This is a genomic window from Stenotrophomonas sp. TWI602 (assembly GCF_039674045.1).
In the GTDB taxonomy this organism is placed as follows: domain Bacteria; phylum Pseudomonadota; class Gammaproteobacteria; order Xanthomonadales; family Xanthomonadaceae; genus Stenotrophomonas.
Genome location: NZ_JBDJMT010000009.1, coordinates 110,967 through 134,970, shown reverse-complemented (window position 1 = coordinate 134,970; position 24,004 = coordinate 110,967). Strand labels below are relative to the sequence as shown.

The following is a 24,004-nucleotide window of genomic DNA, read 5'->3' as shown; positions in this document are numbered from 1 at the left end:
GGCACCGCGCCTAACCGGACCATGAGGGCGACTGTTAGATACTGTTTAGACAGCCCGGGTATACCGGTGCCCTGCCCTTCGCCTGCGTGCCCGCATGTCTGCCCTGTCCCTGATCCTGCCCCTGCTGCTGACCCTCGCCCCGCAGGACCCGATGCGGGTCCTCGACGGTGGCAGCCATCAGCAGGACAGCGTTCGCCAGGCGGTGCGGCAGGGCCGGTTCGTGCCGCTGGAGCAGGTCGTCACCGACGCGCTGCGTCGCTACCCCGGCAAGCTGATCGAGGTGGAACTGGATGACGGAAAGTACGAGATCGAGATCCTTGGCCCGGAGGGCGTGGTGATGGAGTTGGATTACGATGCCGCCACCGGCCGCCTGCTGAAGATGGAAAAAGACTGATGCGCGTGCTGCTCGCCGAAGATGACGCCCTGCTCGCCAGCCGGCTGCAGACGCTGCTGGAAGAGGCCGGCTATGTGGTCATCCACAGTGCGGAGGGCCGGGATGCCGAGTACCAGGGGCAGATCGAGGACATCGCCGCGGCCGTGGTCGATCTGGGCCTGCCGGGCCTGGACGGGCTGAGCGTGATCGAACGCTGGCGCCAGGCCGGGCGCGACTTTCCGGTGCTGGTGCTGACCGCCCGCGCCCGCTGGCACGACAAACTGGCCGGCTTCGATGCCGGTGCCGACGACTACCTGACCAAACCCTTCCAGCCCGAAGAACTGCTGCTGCGCCTGCGCGCCCTGATCCGCCGCAGTGCCGGTCACGCGCATCCGCGCCTGCAGTGCGGCCCGCTGGTGCTGGACGTCAACGCCGGCCGCTTCGAGCTGGACGGCGCGCCCCTGGCACTCAGCGCGCAGGAGCACCGCATCCTCAGCTACTTCATGCATCACCCGGACACGGTGTTGAGCCGTTCCCGGCTGGGCGAGAACGTCTACGAAGACGGCTTCGATCCAGATTCCAACACGCTCGATGTACTGATCGGCCGCATCCGCCGCAAGCTCGGCAGCGAGCTGATCCACACGCATCGCGGCCAGGGCTTCCGCCTCTCGGCGACGCCATGACCACCGGCTCGCTGCGCACCCGCCTGCTGGTCGCCGGTGGCCTGGGCCTGGTGCTGGTCTCGGCACTGGCCACGTGGTGGCTGGGCGCGATGTTCGAGCGTTCGGCGCGCACCGCGATGGATGAGCGCCTGGGCAACGATCTGATCGCGGTACTGGCACTGGCCGAGAGCGATGCCAACGGCCAGCTGCAGTGGCGCGACACCTTGGCCGACGAGCGCTACCGCCGTGTGTTCTCCGGCGACTACTGGCAGGTGCTGGACCCGCAGGGCCGCCCGCTGGGGCAATCGCGCTCGCTCTGGGACGGCTCGCTGGCCGCGCCGAGCGCACTGCAACCGGGGCCTGCGCAGGCCTTCGATGCTCGCGGCCCGCTGCAGCAATCCCTGCGTGTGCTGGCCCAGCAGGTCACCCTGCCCCGCGCCGCCGCGCCGGTGATCGTGATGGTCGCCACCGACCGCAGCCCGCTGGATGCCCAGGTCGCCAGCTTCCGGCAGCGCACCGCGCTTGCCTTGGCCGTGCTGATCGCGCTGTGGTTCGGCGTGCTGGTCACCCAGGTGCATTACGGCCTGCGGCCGCTGGCCGAACTGGGCCGCATTGCCGGGCAGGTCCGCAACGGCGAGAACGTACGCTTTCCGCAGCAGGGCCTGGTGAAGGAAGTCGCGCCACTGGCCGGCCAGCTCAACGCGCTGCTCGATCATCACCAGCGCATGGTGGTGCGCGCACGCCGCAGCGCCGAAGACCTCGCGCATGCGCTGAAGACGCCGCTGACCGTGCTCACCACCGAGGCCGAGGGCGACGGCAGCGACTGGCGGCAGACCCTGCGCAGCGAGACCGCGCGCATGCAGGCCAGCATCGATCGTTACCTCGCTGCAGGCCTGGGCGCGGACAGCCAGCAGCGCACGCCGGTGGCACCGGTGGTGAGCGCACTGTGCGGGCTGATGCAGCGCGTGCATGCCGCGCGCGGGCTGCGTTTTGCGTGCGACAGCGACACCGCGGGTGTGTTCGCTGGTGCGCGCGAGGATCTGGAAGAGATGCTGGGCAACCTGCTCGACAATGCGGGCAAGTGGGCCGCGCAGGCAGTGCGCGTGGACGTGGCACGGGAGGGTACGCAGCTGCGCATCACCGTGGCCGATGATGGTCCGGGACTCCCGCCAGAGCAGCTGGAGCGTGTGCTGGAACGCGGCGTGCGGCTGGATGAGCGTGCTTCGGGGAGCGGGCTGGGATTGTCGATCGTGGCGGACATCGCCGAGAGTTACGGCGGGACGCTGGTGCTGGCCAATGGCGCGCCGGGGTTGCGGGCGACGTTGACGTTGCCGGCCGGCTGACCAGCCACCGGGTAGAGCCGACCGTTGGTCGGCTGCTTTTCGCGAGCACCCGAACGCGCCCAGGTTTGCGCCAGCCGACCAACGGTCGGCTCTACCGGGAGAAATCGCGCACCGCTGGTAGAGCCGACCGTTGGTCGGCTGCTTTTCGCGAGCACCCGAACGCGCCCAGGTGCGCGTCAGCCGACCAACGGTCGGCTCTACCGGGGGACCGGTGGTTCAACGGGTCTGGTGCATCCACCAGCAATCAATGGCATCCAGCACGATGTGGATCATCAGCCCGATCCCGAACAGGCGCGTCTTCTTCGGTACACACAGCCCCGCATACACCGCGATCGCCGGTGCAGTGTGCAGCGGATGGAAACCGATGCTGCAGCGGTTAGGGGCGTAGATCGGGTCGGCCAGCAGATGGTCCAGATCGATGATCCAGCCCAGCAGCATCAGCATCCAGGCGGACATGAAACGCTTGCGCCAGAACATCCACGCCAGCACCGCCGGCACGGCTGCATGCAGGAACAGATGAAAGATCGCGCGGGCGCTCATGGGGTTTCCAGGTGCCTTGAGGGGGCCGCCAGGCAGTGCCCGACGCTACGGACGGCCGGGTGAGGCCCGAAGGCCATCACCCGTCGCCACCGGTTTACGCCAGGGGCTCGTCGGACAGGTAGGTGTAGCCGGTCAGACCCGCTTCCAATGCCTCGGACAGCTCCTGCGCGCGCTCCGGCGACAGCTTCGCCGCCGCCACGCGTTCGGCATAGCTGGCACGCAGGTCGGCCAGGCTGTAGCCCACGTAATCCAGCATCACATCGGTGGTGTCGCCGCGGCGCTGCTGGGTGATCGCGTAGCCATCGGCATCGGCCAGCACTTCCACCGCATCGGTATCACCGAACAGGTTGTGGATATCGCCCAGGATTTCCTGGTACGCGCCCACCATGAAGAACGCGATGCGGTAGCTCTCGCCCGGGTTCAGCGCGTGCAGCGGCAGCGAGCTGTCCAGGCTCTCGTTCTCGACGTAGGTCTTGACCATGCCATCGGAATCGCAGGTCATGTCGGCGATGATGCCGCGGCGCTGCGGTTGTTCGTTCAGGCGCTCGATCGGCACGATCGGGAACACCTGGTCGATCGCCCACGCATCGGGAATCGATTCGAACACGCTGAAGTTGACGAAATACTTGTCCACCAGGCGTTCGTTCAACTCGTCCAGCGCCGGGCGATGGCTCTTCTCGTCGTAGCTCAGGCGCGCACGCACCGCATGGGCGATGGCGTAGAACAGGTCGTCGATGCGCGCACGCTGCGGCAGATCGATCTGGCCCAGCGCATAGCTGGACAGGCCTTCGGCATGGAAGTGCTGCGCTTCCTGGAACAGCTCCACCGCCGGGCGCTCGTCCAGCTCGGCATGGATCTCACGCAGGTGGCGGATCGCCGCCGGCTCGTCGTCGTGCTGGTCCGGCACGCGGCCTTCCTGCGCCTCTTCCACTTCAGACACGTTGGCAATCAGCACCGCGTGGTGCGCGGTCATCGCGCGGCCGCACTCGGTGACGATCCGCGGCGGGGTCAGGCCGTGTTCTTCGCAGGCATTGGCCAGCGGCTGCACGATGTTGCTGGCGTAGGAGTTCAGCCCGTAGTTGATCGAGCAGAAGCTGCGCGAGCGGGTGCCTTCGTAATCCACGCCCAGGCCACCGCCGACGTCCACGTGGGTGATCTTCGCGCCCAGGCGCGACAGTTCCACGAAGTAGCGGGTGGCTTCGCGCATGCCGTTGGCGATGTCGCGCACGTTGGAGATCTGCGAGCCCATGTGGAAATGCAGCAGGCTCAGGCAGTCGGCGTATTCGGTATCGCGCAGCGACTTCCACAGGTCCAGCAGCTGGCGCGGCGAAAGACCGAACTTGGCCTTGTCGCCACCGCTGTTCTGCCACTTGCCCGCGCCCAGCGAGGCCAGGCGCATGCGCACGCCCAGGCCCGGCTTGACGTCCAGCGCCTTGGATTCCTCCAGCACCAGCTTCAGCTCGGACGGCTTCTCGATCACGATGAAGGTCTGCAGGCCCAGCTTGCGGCCGATCAGGGCCAGGCGGATGTACTCGCGGTCCTTGTAGCCATTGCAGACGATCAGCCCGCCCGGGCGCGACAGCGCCAGCACGGCCATCAGCTCGGGCTTGCTGCCCGCTTCCAGGCCGAAGCCCTCGCCATGGTGGCTGGCCAGGGTGCCGGCCACGCCACGGTGCTGGTTGACCTTGATCGGGTACACGGCGGTGTAGCCGCCCGGGTAGTCCCAGTCGGCCTGGGCCTGCGCGAACGCGGCCTGCAGCTTGCCCAGGCGCTGGCCCAGGATGTCCGGGAAGCGCACCAGCAGCGGCAGCTTGGCGCCGGCCTCGCGGGCGGCGTCCACGATCTTGGGCAAGGACACCACCGGGCCGTCCTGGCCAGTCGGTCTCACCACCATGTGTCCTGCCTGATCCACGTCGAAGTAGCCATCCGCCCAATGCGGAATCGAGTAGGTCTTGCGGGCTTGGTCGAGGGACCAATCGGTCATTTCAGTGGGCCTGGTTGGTAAAAAAGGGGGTGCATGATAACGCCTATGTGGCGACAGCTCCGTTATCATGCGCGCCCGCGCCCGTGCTCAGGCTTGAAACCTGAACGGGCAACCCGTCCGGACGTGGCTTGCGCCACGCGGCACCGCCGCCAGCCCGGCTCCAACACCCTTCCGAACAGGACTGCTATTCCATGACTGACAACAACAACTGGTACATCGAGCATTTCGAGCGCACCGGCTCGGCCATCGGCTACCGCCTGACCGGCAAGCTGGATGAAGTGCAGTCGCCGTTCCAGAAGATCGAGATCTTCGCGACCACCGATTGGGGCAACCTGATGACCATCGATGGCGCCATCATGTTGACCAGCAAGGACAACTTCTTCTATCACGAGATGATCAGCCACCCGGTGCTGTTCACCCATGCCGCGCCCAAGCGCGTGGTGATCATCGGCGGCGGCGACTGCGGCACCCTGCGCGAAGTGCTCAAGCACGAAGGCGTGGAGAGCGTGACCCAGTGCGACATCGATGAGCAGGTCACCGTGATGGCCCGCAAGCACTTCCCGGAGCTGTGCGATTCCAACGACGACCCGCGCGCCGAGCTGATGTTCGACGACGGCGTGGCCTACATGGCCAACTGCCCGGCGGGCAGCGTGGACGTGGTGATCGTGGATTCCACCGATCCGGTCGGCCCGGGCGAAGGCCTGTTCAACAAGGCGTTCTACGAGAGCTGCTTCAAGGCCCTGAAGGACGACGGCATCCTGGTGCAGCAGTCCGAATCGCCGCTGATGCAGCTGGACCTGATCAACGAAATGCGCACCGAGATGGGCAAGGCCGGCTTCGGTTCGTTCAAGACCCTGCCGTTCCCGCAGCCGTGCTACCCGACCGGCTGGTGGAGCGTGACCCTGGCCCGCAAGGGCGAGAGCAGCTTCGACTTCCGCCAGGCCGATTCGGCTGGCAAGTCGTTCGACACGCTGTACTACACCGCCGCGCTGCACACCGGCGTGCTGGTCACCCCGCCGTTCGTGGCGGCAGCCCTGAAGGGCTGATGCGTCAAGCGTCGGTGTCGATCGTTGCCGCGCTTCGCGCGGCCAGCCGACCAACGGTCGGCTCTACCGGTCGGCTCTACCGGTCGCCTTCGGCCCGGGTGTTGATCGGCCGGCCCCGGCAATGAAGGGGTAGGCACCGACCGTTGGTCGGTGCGCCCTGAAACCGCGATGCATGCGGACAAACAAAAAACCCGCGCTGGCGACAGCGCGGGTTTTTTGCGTTTCCGGTAGTGCCGGCCGCTGGCCGGCAACCCCCTGAACCCCAAGGCCTCAGATCGCCCAGATCCCAGCAATCACCGCCACCACCAGGCCCCACTTGATCACTTGGTAGGCCACCACGCTGCGCTCGCGCAGCGCCTTGGCCTTCAGCCGCACCTTGTACACGCCGCCAAACGCCTTGTTGACCCCACCGGTGGGGTCGCCCGGCAGGTTCGGCGAGGCACCACCGGCCAGCAGCGTGGACGCCACCGCGCGGTTGAACAGGCCCGGCAGGCCGAAGCGCAGCGGGCGGGCGATGTCGCAGAACAGGATCACGCGGTCGTCCGGCGTCTCGTTGTGCGCGTGGTGGATGTAGGTCTCATCGAACATCATCCACTCGCCATCACGCCAGCTCTTCTTGATGCCATCCACCACGATGTAGCAGCCATCGTCGTTCGGCGTGGCCAGGCCCAGGTGCAGACGCAGCGAGCCGGCGAAGGGATCGCGGTGCGGGCGCAGTTCGCTGCCCGAGGGCAGCTGGGCGAACATCGCCGCACGCACGTCCGGCAGTGATTCCAGCAGCGCGGTGGTCTTCGGGCACAGCGCCTTGGCCGAGGGGTGCGAGGGGCCGTACCACTTCAGATAGAAGCGCTTCCAGCCACGACGGAAGAACGAGTTGAAGCCGGCATCGTTGAACGTGCTGGACGCGGCGATCTTGTCCGCGTCGCGCAGGGCCAGCGCTTCGTCGCGGATCATCTGCCAGTTCTGGCGCAGCGGCTCGAGCTGCGGGAATTCCTTGCCCGGATCCAGGAACGGCGTGGTCGGTACCTTCGAGAACGCGTACATGATCACGTTGATCGGGGCCATGAAGCTGGAGTGGTCCAGCAGCTGGCGCGACCAGCGCGCACGCACTTTGCCGCGGTAATGGATGTACAGCACGCAGGCGATGAACAGCCCTGCCAGCACGATCTTGATCATCAGTCTTCCTCCGGCATGGCCGGACCCGAAATGGTGGGGGCGATGCACGGCAGTGACCGGCATCGATAGGGCGGCAGGAGGCGGGGACGTGCCGGGGAGGGGCGGCCGCCGATGTCGCGAGCAACAGCATATGGTCGGCAGCGCCCGCGTCGCGGTCAAGCACGAGGTGGGCGGCGTTCAGCGCAGCGTGGCTGAACAGACCGCCTAGACTGTCCCGATGCACGGTCCGGCCGCCTTCGATCCCTACCCCGCCCTCAGCCAAGCCTACCAAGGGTTTTTCGACCCGGTAGCCGGTGCTGTGGCGGCACGTGCGGAGCGCATTGAAGGTCCCTTCGGCGCGCTGCAGCTGGATCGCCATGGCCCGGCCGATGCCCCGCTGAGCGTGGTGCTGGTGCATGGCGCCGGCGGTTACGGGCGGATGTTCGCGCCCTTGGCACAGCGGCTGGCGGTGGCAGGCCATGAAGTATTGGCCCCTGATCTGCCGGGCTATGGGCTCAGCCCGGCGCCCTGGTCACAGGTGGACTACGCGGCGTGGAAGCGCAGCCTTCTGGCACTTATCGAGGCCGAGCAATCCCAACGTGCACGGCCCTTCGTCCTGCTGGGTGCCAGCATTGGCGGCTATCTGGCGTATCTGGTGGCCGCCGAATCGCCGTGGGTGCGCGGGCTGGTGGCCACCACCCTGGCCGACCCGCGCGATCCGATCGTACAGGCCGCACTGGTGCGCCAGCCCTGGATGCGTCGGCTGCTGCCCACCCTGCGGCCCTTGAGCCGCCTCACCCGGGGCCTCCGCCTCCCCGTTCGCTGGTTTACCCACATGGACCGGATGTCGCGCGATCCCGCGCTGTCAGCGCTGGTCTGCCGCGACCCGCTAGGCGGCGGCAACCGGGTACCACTGGGCCTGCTCGCGTCCTTGTTCGACACCCCGCCGGCCGTGGAGCCTGAGCGGTTCACCCGGTGCCCGGTGCTGATGGTCCATCCCGCGTGCGACGCGTGGACGCCGGTGCAGATCAGCGACCGCTTCTTCGAGCGGCTGGCCGCGCCGCGCCAGCGGGTACTGCTGGAGGCGTGCGGTCACTTCCCGATCGAACAGCCCGGTCTGGACCAGCTGCGCGACGCACTCCTGCCGTTCCTTCAACGCATTGCTCAATCGCCCGCTACCCAAGCAACTGATTGAAAACGAAATTATTCCAAACGATACAAGATTGTCCGCTTCAGCGTGACGAACTGTTCCACGCTGCGCTACGACATTTCTCCGACATCATCTGGATTCGTGTACTGGCGAGTACTAAAATTAACGAAATCTTTAGTTCCCCACAGTAAGCAGCACCGGTACGCCTGACGCATTGCGCCGACCGCCGGGTCGCACAGACCCCTATGAACACAATTGTTGCCCCGTGTGTCGATGACACCGCCCCCGCCGAGCTGCTCAAGCGCGGCGAACGCCTCCTGGAACCTGACGTCTACCGCACCTGCCTCAATGGCCAGCCCGCGGTGGTCAAGGATTACACCCGGTATCGCGGCACCCCGCTGTCGCCGATCGCCCGCCTGCTGGTCCGCCGCGAGGCGCGCATCCTGCAGCGCCTGAGCGGCTGGAAGCACGCGCCGGCCCTGCTCGGCACCATCGGTGGCCTCGCGCTGGGCATGGAGTTCATTCCCGGCCAGACCCTCAGCGCGGCCCAGTCGGTCGGTATCGAGGTCTTCGAGCAGCTGCAGTACGCGCTCACCCGCCTGCATGCCGCCGGCATCACCCACAACGATCTGCATGGCACCAACGTGATGGTCAGCGGTGGCGTGCCGGTGCTGGTGGATTTCACCTCGGCCTGGCGCAGCCCGCGCTGGCTGCCGGTGCACCCGGTCTCGCGCCAGCTGCGCCGCAGCGACATGAAGAACCTGCTGAAGATGCGCCAGCGCCTGACCGGCGAGCGTCCCAGCCCCTCCGAGGCGGCCCAGGTGGCCGACCCGCGCTGGGTGGCCGGCGTGCGCGTGGCCTGGAAGCGCTTCTACCGCTGGTTCAAGGGCCACGCCTGACAGCGGGCGGCCTGGGAATGCCGGCGCGCGTTACAGCGCGTCGGCGTCCAGCTCACCGGTGCGGATGCGCACCACGCTGCCCAGGTCGTACACGAACACCTTGCCGTCGCCGATCTTGCCGGTGCCGGCGGCTTTGACGATGGCTTCCACCACCTCCTCGACCTGGTTGTCGACGACGGCCACTTCGATCTTCACCTTGGGCAGGAAATCGACCACGTACTCCGCCCCGCGGTAGAGCTCGGTGTGGCCTTTCTGCCGCCCGAAGCCCTTGACCTCGGTGACCGTGATCCCGGTGACGCCGCGCTCGGCCAGCGCTTCGCGCACGTCGTCGAGCTTGAACGGCTTGACCACCGCCATGACCATCTTCATCCGTCTGCACTCCTGTCTCTCAGGCTGCGAGGATAACGCCTGTCCGCCGGTGAACGCGATGCGCGCGGTCCGTGCCGCCGGCAGCGTGGCGGCTTATCCTTGGCGCATACCCCGCGGAGCCGCAGCATGATCGACCTCAACCACCTCGATGACCTCGCCCGCCGCCTGAGCGACATGGTCCCCCCGGGCCTGCGCCAGTCGCGCGAAGAACTGCAGGCCACCTTCAAGACCGCGCTGCAGGCTGGGCTGGGCAAGCTGGACCTGGTGACCCGCGAGGAATTCGACGTGCAGCGTGCCGTGCTGCTGCGCACGCGCGAGAAGCTGGAGGCGCTGGAGAAGGTGGTGGCCGAGCTGGAAGCGCGGGGTGTATCGGCTGCGCCGCGCGAATAAGTCAGGCTCGGACGGCGCGTTGCTTACGCGTCCTGCAGCACGAACCGCTCGATCGCCAACGCCACGCCATCGTCGGCGTTGGTCGCGGTCTCGAAGCGCGCAGTCTGCTTGACCGCCGCAATCGCGTTGCCCATGGCGACGCTGGTGCCGGCGAACTGCAGCATGGTCAGGTCGTTCTCCTGGTCGCCCACCGCCATCACGTTGGCCCGGTCCACGCCGAGGTGCGCGGCCAGCTTTTCCAGGCTCGGTCCCTTCCCGGCCCGGTGGTCGAACACCTCCAGGAAGAACGGCGCGCTCTTGAGCACCGCGAAGCGGTCAGTCAGTTCCGAGGGCAGTCGCTGGATGGCGGCATCCAGCACGGCCGGCTCATCGATCATCATCAGTTTGATGAACTGCATGGCCGGGTCCATGTCCGCCACCCGGCGATACGACAGTGGCACGTTCGACAGGTGCGAATCGGCCACCGTGTAGATACTGATGTCCTGGTTGGGCGTGTACATGCGCCGCCCATCAAGCGCCTGGAAGTGGATACCGAGCTCGCGTGAGATCCGCTCGCAGAACACGAAGTCCTCGAAACTCAGCGGAAACTCGATGACGCGCTGGCCGCTGCCGATGTTCTGCACCACGGCGCCATTGCAGGCGATGCAGTACTCCTGCTCGCCCTCGATCCCCAACTGCTGCAGGAACGGTGCCATCCCCGACACCGGGCGGCCACTGGCCAGTACCACCTGGACGCCCTGCGCGCGGGCGCGGGCGATGGCCTGCATGACCCGGGGCGTAAGCGTGTGCGCGGGATCGAGCAGGGTCCCGTCCATATCGATGGCGACCAGTTCGATGGGGCCGGAGCGGTGGTGCATATCCATGGTGTTCGACGGCGTGGTGCGTGGGGGCATCCAGTCTAGCGGGAGTGCCTGGACACTGCGCCAACGTTTGCCTACCCCACGGCGGGGCAAGCGCTGATGGATTGCGGTCTCCGTGCCCTGCCATTGTTCCTGGCATGCCGCAGACCCCGGAAACAACCGCATGAGCCTCGCGCTGGTGCACAGCCGTGCCCGCGCCGGCGTCAAAGCGCCGGCCGTGCGGATCGAGGTATTCCTGTCCGGCGGGTTGCCGCATACCCAGATCGTCGGTCTGCCGGCCGCGGCCGTGCGGGAATCACGCGACCGCGTGCGCGCCGCGCTGATCTGCGCTCGCTTCGAGTTTCCGCAGCGGCGGATCACCATCAACCTGGCCCCGGCCGATCTGCCCAAGGAGGGCGGGCGATTCGATCTGGCCATCGCGTTGGGCATCCTCGCCGCCAGCGGTCAGATCAATGCGCAGTCGCTGGACAGGTTCGAGTTCCTGGGCGAGCTGGCCCTCACCGGTGAACTGCGCGGGGTCGACGGCGTTCTGCCTGCTGCGATCGCTGCCGCCCGGGACGGCCGCAGCCTGATCGTCGCCGCCGCGAACAGCGAAGAAGCCGCGCTGGCCCAGCATGCCGACGTACGCATCGCCCGCACCCTGCTGGAGGTCTGCAGCGCCCTTGAGAGCGGTACGCTGCCACCCGCCGTGGCCGCTGACCCCCTGCCGGTCAGCATCCCCGACCTGCGCGATGTGCGCGGCCAGCTGCAGGCGCGGCGGGCGCTGGAAGTGGCCGCCGCCGGCGGACATCACCTGTTGCTGCTCGGCACGCCGGGCTGCGGCAAGACGCTGCTGGCGTCGCGTCTGCCCGGCATCCTGCCCGCGGCCAGCGAGCTCGAGGCTCTGGAAGCGGCGACCATTGCGTCATGCAGCGGCCAAGGCATTGATGCGGGGCGCTGGCGGCAGCGGCCCTATAGAGCGCCGCACCATACCGCCAGCGCGGTGGCGCTGATCGGCGGCGGCTCGCATCCCAGGCCAGGCGAGATCTCGCTGGCACACAATGGGGTGCTGTTTCTGGACGAACTCCCCGAGTGGAGCCGGCATGCACTGGAAGTCATGCGCGAGCCGATCGAATCGGGTGTTGCCGTGGTCAGCCGCGCGGCACGCACCGAGCGCTTTCCTGCCCGGTTCCAGCTCGTTGCGGCCATGAATCCGTGCCCGTGTACCTATGACATGAAGCTGCCGCTTGCTACACCTGACGTGACACAGTGTCGTGACGTTAAGGGCCTGTCCAAGAGAGTTTCAGATCACTTGATTGTGAACTTGGTCTAGGAACATGCTCTGGTTGTATACGCAACTGGCGGCGAGAGGGCAGCCCAGGCTTGACCGAGCCACGCCATCAGGCCGCGTACCAGTAGGCTCACGCGATAGACACCGAACAGCTAAAGCGGCAAGGTGGGACGGCCGATGGCAGAGATCGCACTCAACGCTTTCTTGGAGGAGGCCCCTCTAAGCGGGTAGACCCATTGGACAGGACATTTCGAGTTCCAATACGCGGCTGAACCCATGTCCTGACGCGTCGATGGTCGTAACTACTTCCAACAGAAGGCTTCTCATAGCGGGGACTACTAGCGATGCGCATCCTGGTTCTGTCGGACTTGCACTTCGAGGTATGGCGAGATGCGCCGAAGCGAGCGCATGAGCTCTTGAGTGAAGTGCAGACCAACTTGGATATCAGCAAGCCAGACCTCGTGGTACTTGCTGGGGACATCGACACGGGAGACCGCGCAGTGGCCTGGGCCGATCAAGCCTTTCCCAATCTACCGGTCGTGTATGTACAAGGGAACCACGAAGCGTATGGGCAGAAGTTCGACATGCTCAAAGCGAAGCTTGCCGATGCTTGCGCTGCCACCGGTCATGTACATTTCCTCGACAAAGGCCAGCTGGTCGTAGGAAATGTGCGCTTCCTTGGTGCGACCTTGTGGACCGATTTTCAGCTGGTGGGCCCGGAGAGTGTCCAAGAGGCCATGCAGTCGGCCGCTGCCGGAATGAACGACTATCGCAAGATCAGGCTTGCCAGAGCGGGGTTCCGAAAGATCAAGCCTCTAGACGTCGCCCAGTGGCACTGGGAAGAACGGATCTGGCTTGAGGAGCGTCTGGAAGAGGCCTTCGCTGGCACGACCGTCGTCGTCACGCACATGGCACCCTCTCTGCGATCCATCCCGGAAAAGTACAAAGGGCACGTTCTGTCGGCAGCCTTCGCCTCGCATTTGGATGCGCTGGTCTCCAAGGCTAACCTGTGGGTGCACGGCCATGTCCATGATTCCACGGACTATCTAGTGGGCAAGTCCAGAGTGGTCTGCAACCCTCTGGGCTATCCCCGACGTGACGCCGACGGACACTGGCTCCGCGAGAACGCCCTGTTCGATCCGAACCTGATAGTTGAAGTTGGCGGCTCCAACGCCGCTGAGCGGATCCTGCAAGACTCCGCTACCCTGCGCGAGGCGCTGGCGTCCGAGTGGCTGAGTGCGTCCCAGGTCGGCGTAAAGTTGGGTGTACAGCCCTGCGATGGCAATCACGCCGCTAGCCAGCTACGCCGTGAGGGCAAGCTGCTAGGGGTGTATATAACGCAGCCAGTGCCTAGCTACCGCTATCCGACTTGGCAGTTCCAGCCCGATGGACGACCCGTAGACCACTTGGCAAAGATACTGGAACTGATGCGCGAGTTCGGTCCATTTCAGCGTGAACTGAGTGATCTTCGTCGTACCACTGGTTGGGGTGAGGTCGAGTGGTTCCTGTCACCGCACGCGCTGCTCGATGGCGCGACCCCGGCGGGGCTGCTGATTGCTGATCCGCTCCGGGTCCTGCGCGCGGCTCACTTAGAGTTTCAGGAATATCAAGGGGAACGCTAACTATCCGGATCACAGAGGGGCCGGCGTCCTAAGCGCAAGCCACTTCGACCGTGCTCAAGGGGATTCTCTTCAGCCGAGGTGATTTGGTGCCGGCGGCTCGCTCCGCGAGCTCGAAAGCAAGGACAGTCTCTGCTCGATGCGTCTCTGCGAGATCCGCATACCGGCGTCTTCAGCAGGATACGGCGACGCGAACAGCGGGGCCTCGACCCACAGGGCGTGTTGGCCAGGATGGACATACGGCTCATGGTCGTCTAGCAGGAGAGCCTGGCCCAGTTGTGGCGATACTAGTAGCAGATTCTTTGTAGAGCCTGTCCAGTCGATGTAGCGGACCTCTGCGAACCACCGCGGCACGTGCCCTTCGCTTGCCAAGAGCGATGCGATTTTCAGCGCGGTGGGTTTCGGTACCGTCGTGAAGAGGACAACTTCCTTGAAGGCATCGCGAGCAAATTGAAGGAAACTAAGCAACTCGGGCCGAGGGATCTGGCTGACCGCGTTGGATATCAGTGTCCCCTCCAGATCGAGGGCAAGGATAGTCGGGCGCATACGTTGGGTGCCTCCAGGATCGAGTAGGTTGCCAGGCGAGTGCTCTAGCTCGGAGCTTCCCTCACTTACTGCCGAGGACAGGTGGTGCAAGCCAGTACTGGTCGCCGATCGGCAATAGACATTCGAGAGCGACATCAACCATTAGCGGCCGCCGCCACGAGGGATCTGGCATGAAGCAGTACTCAGCATCCCCAAGCGAACCTGACGCTTGCTTGAGAGAAAGCCAATGCGTCCGCCGTCGAATCTCGCGGCCCAATACGGCCAGTGTCGCGGCCTCGTCACCGCCAGTGCTCAGGAACTCACTGGCCGCGCCACGAACGGACGACCAGAGTACGTACCGCTTGCGCCCCAAGCTCAACTCATTCCAGTCGTCCTCCTCAAACCTTAGAAGGCCTTCAGCGTTTCGAACGCCAATTCTGTGTCTGCGGAGTAGTGCTCCGAGGTAGGCACCAGCTTCACGGTCAGATAGCTGACGCCAGAGCCACTCTTGGTCATCTGAATCAAGCAGGGGGCGCCAAGCACTCAGTGCTTGGGTGAGCAAGGCGCCTAGATTGCCTGATAGCTCGGTGCCGTCCTTGTAGCTCCAACTAATGGGATCGTAAAGGGAGCGCCTTATTGCGCCATTCGATGACTCGCCCTCGGCAAGGACGCCAGCTGCCTTAAGGAACAACAGCAAGTGCTGCGCAATCGCTGGATCAGCCGCCACGGGAGCAGAGACTGAGATCGAGCGCTCAAGAGCGCACCACGCACATGCGTAGAACGGGCCAAGTGACACGAGCAGCGCGTCGAGGGCTGGCCACGAGGGGATGAGGGTCTGTTGGTCACGCCCATAGATCACTCGATCCCCGGCAGTTCAACCAAAGCTGATGCTAGCAAGCGACTGAAGTGCCGTCTACACAATTTTCATGTAGCCCCGGACTCCGCCATAGATTTCGTTCCGCTCCTACAGGCGGGTCCGATGGCTACGAAAACGATCTACCAAAGTGTGTACCTGCGGTTGGTCGGCCAACTCCGTGAGCGACGTGAGTCACTGGGCATTAGTCAAACCAAGCTGGCCTCACATCTGGGATGGCCCCAGCAAAGGATTTCAGCCGTCGAGTCTGGAGCCAGACGCTTGGACGTGCTGGAATTTTGCCTCGTTGCATCAGCACTAGGGTTCTCCTCTACTGAAATATCGGATCACGTCCTGAAGATGGTGCAGAGCCTACGCATGAGCCAGATCAAAGAGAGGCAGTAGTGCCAAGTCACCAAGCGGTGCCAGGTTGCGATTGAAATGCTCTCAGTGTCGCCTCTCAGCACGCATCCAGGCCACGGCATTTGCGTGGTAAAGGCAAAGGTAGAAATCCATCCGGCCCCGCCGATCAATACCGGACGGATCAGATCGGTGGCAGTTTCGCCGGCAGGTCATTGCCGCGTCCTTGCCTCAGTGCCTACCGGGCCATGATGTTGGTCTGGTCTGGATCAACTCTTCCGCGCGAGATGAACCTCTCCGTCGCCATGCAATCGGCGGTCCGGCTGGCTGAAAAATAGAAGAGAAGTCCTGGTACACGCATCAGTGGGCCGCGAGCTAGTACCCCAGCCACTGAGCAAGTACGGCGCCCACCGATCCGAACCAACCCGGCGGAAACTTCCAGGCGATGAGCGCCGTTCCGATGCACGGAGGTATCCACGCAAGCACATGGAACGTTGCTACAGCCCTCCTGGCGAAAGTGAGCCTGTCGAGAAAAGTCGTCTCCAACTGTTTGATAGTCCCGGCAACCTCGCCAACTTCGTTGGCGCGCATCCGAAGACTTTGCAGTACACCGTCGAAGGCACTGGCGGTCGAGTCGAGCTGGTAACCAACGGCTCTGGCCACGCCCCCAACCACTAGGCTCACTAGCAGGGCACCCAGGCACACAACTACGTCGCTTGAGATTGAATCACTGGAGAGAACCGCCGCCAAGGCAACCAACGAAAGTGGAATGCCAAGGAACTTCGTTGCGTTGTCGACCACCGAGGTACTCACGCGCCCAACAAACGTCAGCTCTGCATCAAGGATCTCCCTCTTCAGGCCCTCAAAGGACAACCTATCTACAAGGCACTCAACGTCGTAGCTGAAGCGGGCTAAAACTCGATCCCACTTCTGGACTAGCCAAGCGAAGCGCGAAGAAGCAGCCACCTCTTCTGCTCCGATCGTCGCAATGGCTAAGCGAAACACCGCGCGATACTCCTCGTTGCGCACCCTTCCAGATTCACCTTTCCCAAGAAGATCTGTCAGCACCTTGAGATTAGGTGCGTTGTAGGAAAGCATTCTGGGCTCGATCCAGGTCACGATCTCTACCGTAGTAGGTGCGACCCCAGCAGACGCTGGCTTTACAAAGACCAAGTGGGACGCCCGTCCAGCCTCGGCCACGAGGCTGCCTGCCAAGCTTAGGTTGCCCAAAAGACGGATGAGGCGACAAAGTGAGTGGATCTTCTGGATCTCACTAGGAGAATGCAAAAAATGATCCGGATCGTCGTTCGTTGAATCGTCCGACAAGCTTTGCGCCGTGAAGAGGTAATCAAGGCTGGCGACGTAGAAGTTGTCAGGGACTACACCGCGATGAAGAGACTCACAGCGCCTAATGAAGTCCTCGACGGATAGATAGAACGCCCCGAAGTCATTGCTTCCCAGAGCCCAAGAAAAATCAACATGACCGTTGACCCAATGGGGGTCGTCCTCAAAGCGCCCGAACCTAGCGTCCAGCTGCTCGCATGAGGCGAGCGCGCCGCGGAGGCGATCACTACCATCGCCCTCGTAAGAGAAGCGGTTGTCGATAACTTCGGGGCGCTCTGCAGCCCGATACAGCTCAATGACGGAGGGGAATCCGTTCACATCTGACCACGCGCTCGCAGCGTTTGCTCAATGCTTTCGATCGCTCCTGGGGGAAGCGAGGTCAAGGTAAGCGTTTTTCTATCCACGTTGTAGAGAAGCTCAGAATTGGCGATGCCTACAGCGGAAGTCTCGAACCAAAGTCCCCAGTTCGACTTCTTGGCGTTGATGCGAACGTGCGCCTTCAGGGCAGTTCTGCTAAGAACGAACTCGTCCTGAATGCCATGAGCCTCGCTGTTGAGAAAGCTCTTGAGGTCATCGAACTCGGCGTGAAGCTGCGGAGCAACCTTTGACTTCGCGGCCTGAACCACTTCGTCAAGGCGAACGACGCCATTTTCTTCAGGCAAAGATTGCATGTAGTCAACGACGCCCTGCTTGATCTCGGTCTGCGCTGACGCGATGGCGGACTTGGACCGTACAAACTCACGAAGGCTCCGAAGGAGCCCGGTTGTCATCTGCGAAGAGGACGTACCTTTCTGACAACCAAGCGCGTCGATGAAATAGTCCGCAACTTCTTCGCGCCCTTTCCTGTTCACAAAGCATAGGTAGCTCTTTTCAATCGAGCCATCCATCGCTGCTCCAGAACCGGTGTCTTCAGACGCGTTCTCAACCGCTTCCGTTTCGGGCGCCTGTGGAGAGACATCAGCAGCAGCTTCACTCGACAAGGCAAGTGCAGTCGAATCTTCCGCTTCCGCCTTCGCTGCAGCTGCCGCTGCTTCTGCAGCAAGGTGTTCCTGATAGCGAACCAGATTTATCCGAGCTGCCTGATGCAGCTTCGACATATCAATTTCTTTGATCGCTGTCGGACGCATGTCGCGCGTAAGCGTAATTGCGCCCTTCTGCTTGATCATTGCAACGAGCAGATACTCTGTTCCTCGGCTCTCGAAATGGCCAAAAAAGATATGGCCCCCAGTTGCGCCCGGCTTCACCTTGGCTTGGTCCCGAAGTTCGACCATCGTCACCTTGGACAAGCCCATCAACGTTGTGCTGTCGGATGGATCAATCAGGCCTGAGACCGCGCCTGGAAAATCACCTTGGCGACTGGCCCGCTGGAACTGACCCCAAAGCACGGAATTGCCATCCTTGCCGACAAGATCGGCAAGCTGCTCGGCAAGCTTTAGGACCATATCATCAGCTGGATTAAGCACCTTTCTGGCCCACCTAATCGATGCTGAGCTGACGTGCGCCTTCTTATCAAGGCTGTGGATAACAGCCCCCTTCAAAACGTCCATGTTGCCCCCTGTTTTGGCAATTACCTTTCTTTAACCTTACAGGAAGGAGCCCACCGATAGGCAATGTAGCCCCCCCCCTTTCTCATAGGGTGAGAACCCAAATGGAAGGAGCTCCGGTTGACCTATTTCATGAAAGACGGGGGTGTGCAGCTTTACCTATCAGATGGTTACGGCGCCGCAATCCCTTGGCTATCCAGGTAATCCAGCACCTCAGCTAGATCACTGAGGCGACCACTACAGATGACCCTGACCGCAGGCTCCCCCCTGAACAGCGCAGCCGCGTTGGGCCGCCGAATCCACTCGTTGGCCTGCTGCGGGTTGGGGAAGAGCGTATGAAGAGCTCGGTAAATACTGATGACATAGCTCACCCGTTCCAGAACCTCGGCCCAGCGGCCATCTACGATTCCAGCCCTATGTAAAGCGAAGGCATCATCCACAGACTGCCCCAGAAGTGCTGATTGCTCGAGCTTGGTCAGAGACCAAGCCTTTGCAACGTTCGTGAAGATCCGGAATGCTGGCTCTGCAAGGTTAGGGTCGGCCCCCACGAACTGCTGGCTCATCAGTTTGGGCTACCAATCGGGAGTCTTCATGCTACCGCCAGCCGAGGCGGTCTGCCCGGGCCTGCCGGCCATCGATGTACCGACCTGCAACTAGTCTAATGAACCAACCAGTCCCAGTCAGACGGGTATGGTGGCGATGAGAAGCCCCGACTGACCAAAGGCGGCACCCTAACGTGCTATCGGCCAGAAGAGGACGTGGAACTTTCTCCCTTTACCAAACTGCATTGTGAAGAGCTGCGTGCCCTCGGTGGGCGACTCGGGACCTCTGCACTGCGTCCCCCTGCCGGCCCTTGAAAGCCGGATATGCACCCCAAGCTTGGACTTGGGGTCGCATGCTAAAACCGGTTTGAGCTTGTTTCGGTCGCGATAGTTGCGACAGACAAGCGGCAGGCCATTCCATATGGGGCGCCAAGTCTGAACACGTTCAGGTCAACTGGGTCGATACGCTAAAGGGACAATGCATGGCACGGGAACACGTGGGACATAAGGATATCGTCAACTTCGCCGAGGACCGCGTGAACCTTCCGCGCGATACTGCAAACGAGTTCCGCGCTCAAGCGCGCAGGTTGCGCGAGAGATTGGAAACCTATCTTGCCGAACACCCCGATTTCACCTTGAAGAGGATGTTACTGTCCGGCAGCCTCGCCAAGGGCACCGCGTTACGCTCACTCAACGACATCGATGTCGCCTGTTACATCAGCGGCGCTGATGCGCCGCAAGATGTCACCAAGCTGCTGGACTACCTAGCCGAGCGGCTGCGCAAAGCGTTTCCAAACTTCAAGCCGGAGCAGGTGAAGCCGCAAACCTACTCGGTTACGGTTTCCTTCGCGGGATCGGGGCTGGATGTCGATGTTGTGCCGATCCTCTACGACGGCGATCCGGATTGGTATGGCAACCTAGTCAGCCAGGAAGACGGGTCTTTCCTGCGTACCAGCATTCCTAGGCACTTGGAATTCGCGAAGAAGCGCAAGGTCGCCCAGCAGACGCATTTCGTCCAGGTGGTGCGACTCGCCAAGTTCTGGGCGAAGCGCCAGAAGGCGGAGAACTCCGGTTTCCGATTCAAGTCCTTCATGATCGAGATGGTGATGGCGAAGCTATGCGACGACGGCCTGGACTTCTCAGACTATCCCGAAGCAATGCAAAATTTTTTCACCTATCTGGCGCGCAGCGATCTCCGCGAACAGATCGCCTTCAACGACTACTACCCGCTTTCGAGCATCGGTACTTTTGCCGAGCCGGTGAAGATTATCGATCCGGTCAATCAAGCCAATAACGTATCGATGCTTTACACCCGGCAGCAAGCCGACGCGATCGTGGACGCTGCGCTGGATGCCGGTGATGCGATCGATGCCGCACTTGCTGCACCCAACAAGCAGGAGACCGTTCGCTACTGGCAGAAGGTCTTCGGCCCCTCATTCCAGGCCTGAGGATCCCATGAACAGCTACACCGCCTCGCAAACCAACACCTTCACCGTCACCCACGCCCGACACATGGCGGCCAAGGTCGCGGCCGACTTGAAGCGCATGCAGCGCTTGTATGGCCAGCCCAGCGACGCCGACATCACAACCTACGAGACCGAGGTCGTTGAGCTTTTAAAGGCGGGCTATCTCGGCACGGTGACCTACGGCTACAAGCGCGACGGCCAATGGATCGAACCCACGCTGCGGTACTCGGCCAAGGATCTGGATGGCGCCGATGGGTATGGCGACGATCCTGGAAAGGTTCGGCCCGGTAAAAATGTTGAGGATGCGACGTTTTATAGCTACCTGACCTACTCAACGACTTGGTCCAACCTCAGTTCGACGCAGCAGGACACATTCAAAAAGTCCCTGCCGTTCCAACGTGGTGGCGCACCCGAGCCCACCGTTAATGGGTTCTTTTCGCCTGATCTGACCTACACTGCCGGTGGCAAGGCGCTTGATCGTTCCAGCGTCAGGAGCAACTGATGAAGCCCACTCTCGACGAACTGTTCGATCAGCGCCAGACCTATCCTGACACCGATGCTCGGACGCGGCTAAATCGCCTGATCGGGCTAGACGAACAGAAGTCACGCCTGGCCAAGATCCTCGGCCTACTGGTCCATCCAGCAGGACTGGAAGCTTGGTCGAATAAGCATCACCCGGGTGCGACCGCTTTGCTCGACACCGTCCTGCGCCGTCCGCCGTTGGTCATCCTTGCAGGCGACGTGGGCTCTGGGAAGACCGAGTTGGCGGAAACGATCGGCGATTCCGTGGCGCGCCTGGAAAAGATTGATATCACCCTGTTTCCGCTCAGCCTAGCCACCCGCGGCAAGGGTCAAGTGGGTGAGATGACGCAGTTGCTGACGACAGCGATTGATCACACACTGGCTGAAGCCAAGAAGCTGCAACCCGCTCGCGGTGCCAAAAGCAATGGCGGCATTATCCTTTTCGTCGATGAAGCTGATGCGCTTGCGCAGTCGCGGGAGTCCTCGCAGATGCATCATGAGGATCGCGCCGGCGTCAACGCCTTCATCCGCGGTATCGATCGTCTGGCACAAGCGAAGGTACCGGCTGCCGTCATAATGTGCACTAACCGGCTGAGCGCACTGGATCCGGCTGTGCGACGTCGTGCGGCAGACATTCTCACCTTCACCCGCCCCGATGAGGCGCAGCGCCGCCATGTGCTTCACGAACGACTTGAGCCGCTTGGCCTGTCGAAGGCCCAGTTTGATGGCCTGGTCGCTGCTACTGGCGCACGCAACCGCCACGATGTCGGATTCACCTTCTCCGATCTCACCCAGCGCCTGATCCCATCGATCGTGCTCGATGCCTATCCCGAGCGCGCCATCGATGGCAAACGGGCGATCGAGATCGCGGAACAGATGACGCCGACGCCGGCGTTTCGCGATGAGGCCTAAGGCCATCCCATGACCCAGGCAAACACAGCACGGCGAGAGGGCGACGATTTCCAAGCGAGGCAATTCTGGTTGCGAGCCAGTCGTTTGCTCGATAGCGAGAGCCCGATCGTGCGCGTCGGGTTTGAGTCCGGCCCTCGAAGCTACGACGATATCTGGGTCGAGTATGACCGCGGTCGCGGTCCCCGAACCCTAAGTGGGAAGGTGCTACTGCGCGAGCACATCCAGTGCAAGTGGCACCTGACGCCTGGAAGCTACGGCTACCGGCAGCTCGTCGATCCGGATTTCATCAATGCCGAAAAGAAGTCGTTATTGCAACGCGCACACAGCGCCCATCTCACGCATGGCGCCTCCGGAGATCCAGTTCAGTTCACACTGCTAACGAACTGGCAGCCGGACCGGAACGATCCGCTGCGGGCCATCATGGGCACCCGATCCGGCGCCATTCGCGTGGAGCGGTTGTTCGACACAAAGACCGATAACAGCAAGACGGGGGCCGTCCGCAAGGAATGGCGGGAGCATCTATCGCTTGACGACGAGGCCTTGCGACAGTTCGCGGGGATGCTGGCGTTCCGCGCGGCTAATGATTCCCTAGATGACTATCGTGACCAGTTGGACACATTGTTCGGTCTCGTGGGCCTGCGACGCATTGCGACTCACGAAAGTGCATTTCCCTATGACGACGTCGTCTACAAGTGGCTGGGCCAAGGTCGATTGGAGTTCGACAGGGCCAGCTTTCGGCGCGTGTGCGAAGACGAGGGCTTGTTTACCCATGGAGGGGCACCTCGCCCTGTCCTCTACGGCGTCAAATCCTTCAACCATCCGGTTGATCGCCTCGAAGATCGATGCACCCGCGTCCTGGACTTTGTGCCTGACTTCGATGAGAGATACATTCGCGACGAAGCAGAGTGGTCGAACACGCTCTATCCCTCGCTCAAACGGTTCCTGCTCCAAGCCGCCCAAGAGAGCGACAGGCCGCGCTTGGTGCTGGATGCGCACGCAACCTTGGCGTTTGCGGCCGGCTCCGTACTCAATACCAAAATTGGCCGTGTCATCGAGCTCGAGCAACGCTCCCCGGCGCGTCAAGTATGGGCGGCGGATGACGCCAATTGGGATCCAGCCTGGCCGAAATTCGAACTGACTGAGATCGTAATCGATGCCACGCGACCAGAAATCGCCGTTGCCGTCTCCGCGACGCATGACATCGCCGCTGATGCGAAGTCCTACATCGAGGACTCGCTTCCCATCGTCGGTCGACTGTTGGTGTTCAGGCCCTCAGGAGGCTCGGGGCCGACTTCCGTGGTCAATGGGCGACACGCCTTCCAGCTGGCGGTTTCACTAGCTTCGCAGGTCAAAGCCAACGGAAGCGCCGCATCCGGGGAGACCACGCACCTGTTTGTCGCCGCGCCTAACGCGCTCACCTTCTACCTTGGACAACATCAACTGCTAATGGGGCGGGTGTGTTTCTACGAGTTCGACTTCGATGGAGCTCAGGGTCGCTCCTACAAGTCCTCCCTGACCCTGCCGGTGGCTTGAATCGTTGGCTATACCGATAGTGACGCGCAGCGGAATTCGTTAATCGTGCGTTGATGGGGTCTACTTACTTCCAGTCGCGACGTGTTCGCTTCTGGTCTCACGACGCCGGGGGCCAGGAGCGGACGCTCAACACCGGTATTAAGCTAGGAAGTGGCATCGGCTCGAATCAATTCTGGGGTTGCGGCTAGTTCACGTAAGTCGACCAGGCTGATCCCACAAGCCGCATAGCGAGCACGTGGATCATCCGTGCTGCCATCCGGCATGCGTTTGGTAAGTCCGCGACTGCGCAGCTCGACGTTGTCTGCCGAGGTTACCCATGCCAGGAGAGTTCTCCGTTGAACTATGGTGGCCACCAATGCCGAAAGCGGCGCAGTGACTTCAAGGAAGTAGTCGGAATCTACACCCTCCCAGTGCTGGCAATCTTCCTTTTTCGGCTAAGGTAACAGCTCTCAGCCACGAAGGTCTCTCGGTAGAGCGTCAAACCTGCAGCACGTGCGTCGAAATGACACTACCAGGAACCACATGCTCTCGGAGCCGTCCCTGGTAAGGACCCGGTCCCGCCCACCATGCAATTTTCTTGGCAGCGGATGGCGATGCCAGCGAGATGCCGAGACGACCGACGGCGTTAGCGTAGCCATCCGAATGCCGTTGTTGGCATGCACTCTTGTAGCTGTATCGAGATCACGATTCTCAAGAAGCGTCGCGACCGTCTTTCAGTGTCGGTAAAATTAACATGCCTCTTT

General features: G+C 62.7%; 23 protein-coding genes. 14 read left to right on the top strand and 9 right to left on the bottom strand.

Annotated features, from left to right (window positions below; genetic code table 11):
• Nucleotides 1-151: 151 nt before the first annotated feature.
• From ABE483_RS11085 to ABE483_RS11075, 3 genes are read left to right on the top strand one after another with little or no spacing between them, the layout of a single operon-like run.
• Nucleotides 152-394 (top strand): PepSY domain-containing protein, encoded by a 243-nt coding sequence (locus tag ABE483_RS11085; RefSeq protein WP_346481711.1) that lies wholly within the window; start codon nt 152-154, stop codon nt 392-394.
• Entirely contained in the window at nt 394-1,056 is a 663-nt protein-coding gene (locus tag ABE483_RS11080) for a response regulator transcription factor (protein ID WP_123729931.1), read from the top strand. Before ABE483_RS11085 ends, ABE483_RS11080 begins: the two co-directional genes overlap by 1 nt.
• Nucleotides 1,053-2,378 carry an ATP-binding protein gene (locus ABE483_RS11075; protein WP_313212455.1) on the top strand — a complete coding sequence of 442 codons (1,326 nt, stop codon included), beginning with the start codon at nt 1,053-1,055 and terminating at the stop codon, nt 2,376-2,378. The genes ABE483_RS11080 and ABE483_RS11075 overlap by 4 nt, the downstream gene beginning before the upstream one ends.
• A gap of 216 nt (nt 2,379-2,594) precedes the next feature.
• Here ABE483_RS11075 and ABE483_RS11070 read toward each other — a convergent pair whose 3' ends face one another.
• Together ABE483_RS11070 and speA are read right to left on the bottom strand one after the other, a co-directional pair.
• On the bottom strand, nt 2,595-2,918 hold the full coding sequence (locus ABE483_RS11070) for a DUF6122 family protein (protein WP_346481705.1): 324 nt from the start codon (nt 2,916-2,918) through the stop codon (nt 2,595-2,597).
• Nucleotides 2,919-3,012: 94 nt separating this feature from the next.
• The gene (speA, locus tag ABE483_RS11065) at nt 3,013-4,902 is read right to left on the bottom strand and encodes an arginine decarboxylase (RefSeq protein WP_346481704.1); all 1,890 of its coding nucleotides are present in this window, start codon (nt 4,900-4,902) and stop codon (nt 3,013-3,015) included.
• Between the two features lie 191 nt (nt 4,903-5,093).
• On the opposite strand from speA, the gene speE reads away from it, so the two are divergent.
• Nucleotides 5,094-5,948, top strand: a complete 855-nt coding sequence (gene speE / locus ABE483_RS11060; RefSeq protein ID WP_313212452.1) for a polyamine aminopropyltransferase — start codon at nt 5,094-5,096, stop codon at nt 5,946-5,948.
• Between the two features lie 270 nt (nt 5,949-6,218).
• Here speE and ABE483_RS11055 read toward each other — a convergent pair whose 3' ends face one another.
• A complete protein-coding gene (locus tag ABE483_RS11055) occupies nt 6,219-7,124 on the bottom strand; it encodes an aspartyl/asparaginyl beta-hydroxylase domain-containing protein (RefSeq protein WP_172407521.1) in 906 nt (301 codons plus the stop codon).
• A 217-nt stretch (nt 7,125-7,341) separates the two neighbouring features.
• On the opposite strand from ABE483_RS11055, the gene ABE483_RS11050 reads away from it, so the two are divergent.
• Nucleotides 7,342-8,298, top strand: coding sequence for an alpha/beta hydrolase (locus ABE483_RS11050; protein WP_313212450.1), 957 nt, complete (start codon nt 7,342-7,344; stop codon nt 8,296-8,298).
• A 200-nt stretch (nt 8,299-8,498) separates the two neighbouring features.
• Nucleotides 8,499-9,152 carry an RIO1 family regulatory kinase/ATPase gene (locus ABE483_RS11045; RefSeq protein WP_313212449.1) on the top strand — a complete coding sequence of 218 codons (654 nt, stop codon included), beginning with the start codon at nt 8,499-8,501 and terminating at the stop codon, nt 9,150-9,152.
• Between the two features lie 30 nt (nt 9,153-9,182).
• On the opposite strand, the gene ABE483_RS11040 is transcribed toward ABE483_RS11045, so the two are convergent.
• Entirely contained in the window at nt 9,183-9,521 is a 339-nt protein-coding gene (locus tag ABE483_RS11040) for a P-II family nitrogen regulator (protein ID WP_070472404.1), read from the bottom strand.
• Nucleotides 9,522-9,647: 126 nt separating this feature from the next.
• Here ABE483_RS11040 and ABE483_RS11035 point away from each other — a divergent pair, with 126 nt between their 5' ends.
• Nucleotides 9,648-9,911, top strand: coding sequence for an accessory factor UbiK family protein (locus ABE483_RS11035; protein WP_313212448.1), 264 nt, complete (start codon nt 9,648-9,650; stop codon nt 9,909-9,911).
• 23 nt (nt 9,912-9,934) lie between these two features.
• On the opposite strand, the gene yidA is transcribed toward ABE483_RS11035, so the two are convergent.
• Complete coding sequence (yidA, locus tag ABE483_RS11030) at nt 9,935-10,774, bottom strand: sugar-phosphatase (protein ID WP_346481703.1); 840 nt, start codon at nt 10,772-10,774, stop codon at nt 9,935-9,937.
• 160 nt (nt 10,775-10,934) lie between these two features.
• On the opposite strand from yidA, the gene ABE483_RS11025 reads away from it, so the two are divergent.
• Both ABE483_RS11025 and ABE483_RS11020 read left to right on the top strand, forming a co-directional pair.
• On the top strand, nt 10,935-12,083 hold the full coding sequence (locus tag ABE483_RS11025) for a YifB family Mg chelatase-like AAA ATPase (RefSeq protein ID WP_346481702.1): 1,149 nt from the start codon (nt 10,935-10,937) through the stop codon (nt 12,081-12,083).
• Between the two features lie 302 nt (nt 12,084-12,385).
• Nucleotides 12,386-13,663, top strand: a complete 1,278-nt coding sequence (locus tag ABE483_RS11020) for a metallophosphoesterase (protein ID WP_346481701.1) — start codon at nt 12,386-12,388, stop codon at nt 13,661-13,663.
• Nucleotides 13,664-13,732: 69 nt separating this feature from the next.
• Here the strand turns inward: ABE483_RS11020 and ABE483_RS11015 are convergent, their stop codons facing one another.
• A complete protein-coding gene (locus ABE483_RS11015) occupies nt 13,733-14,206 on the bottom strand; it encodes an NIF family HAD-type phosphatase (RefSeq protein ID WP_346481700.1) in 474 nt (157 codons plus the stop codon).
• 958 nt (nt 14,207-15,164) lie between these two features.
• Here ABE483_RS11015 and ABE483_RS11010 point away from each other — a divergent pair.
• Nucleotides 15,165-15,443: a helix-turn-helix transcriptional regulator gene (locus tag ABE483_RS11010; protein WP_293792107.1), complete on the top strand. Its 279-nt coding sequence runs from the start codon at nt 15,165-15,167 to the stop codon at nt 15,441-15,443.
• A 330-nt stretch (nt 15,444-15,773) separates the two neighbouring features.
• Here ABE483_RS11010 and ABE483_RS11005 read toward each other — a convergent pair whose 3' ends face one another.
• From ABE483_RS11005 to ABE483_RS10995, 3 genes are all read right to left on the bottom strand, one after another.
• On the bottom strand, nt 15,774-17,060 hold the full coding sequence (locus ABE483_RS11005) for a hypothetical protein (protein WP_346481699.1): 1,287 nt from the start codon (nt 17,058-17,060) through the stop codon (nt 15,774-15,776).
• Complete coding sequence (locus ABE483_RS11000; protein WP_346481698.1) at nt 17,057-18,289, bottom strand: nucleoid-associated protein; 1,233 nt, start codon at nt 18,287-18,289, stop codon at nt 17,057-17,059. Before ABE483_RS11000 ends, ABE483_RS11005 begins: the two co-directional genes overlap by 4 nt.
• A gap of 167 nt (nt 18,290-18,456) precedes the next feature.
• Nucleotides 18,457-18,849, bottom strand: coding sequence for an MbcA/ParS/Xre antitoxin family protein (locus ABE483_RS10995; protein ID WP_346481697.1), 393 nt, complete (start codon nt 18,847-18,849; stop codon nt 18,457-18,459).
• A 461-nt stretch (nt 18,850-19,310) separates the two neighbouring features.
• Between ABE483_RS10995 and ABE483_RS10990 the strand changes: the two genes are divergently transcribed.
• The 4 genes from ABE483_RS10990 to ABE483_RS10975 are packed head-to-tail and all read left to right on the top strand — an operon-like array spanning nt 19,311 to nt 23,261.
• Complete coding sequence (locus ABE483_RS10990) at nt 19,311-20,276, top strand: CBASS oligonucleotide cyclase (RefSeq protein WP_237826908.1); 966 nt, start codon at nt 19,311-19,313, stop codon at nt 20,274-20,276.
• Between the two features lie 7 nt (nt 20,277-20,283).
• Nucleotides 20,284-20,796 (top strand): hypothetical protein, encoded by a 513-nt coding sequence (locus tag ABE483_RS10985; RefSeq protein WP_346481696.1) that lies wholly within the window; start codon nt 20,284-20,286, stop codon nt 20,794-20,796.
• Nucleotides 20,796-21,728, top strand: a complete 933-nt coding sequence (locus ABE483_RS10980; RefSeq protein ID WP_346481695.1) for an ATP-binding protein — start codon at nt 20,796-20,798, stop codon at nt 21,726-21,728. The genes ABE483_RS10985 and ABE483_RS10980 overlap by 1 nt, the downstream gene beginning before the upstream one ends.
• 9 nt (nt 21,729-21,737) lie before the next feature.
• On the top strand, nt 21,738-23,261 hold the full coding sequence (locus ABE483_RS10975; RefSeq protein WP_346481694.1) for an SAVED domain-containing protein: 1,524 nt from the start codon (nt 21,738-21,740) through the stop codon (nt 23,259-23,261).
• Nucleotides 23,262-24,004: the final 743 nt, after the last annotated feature.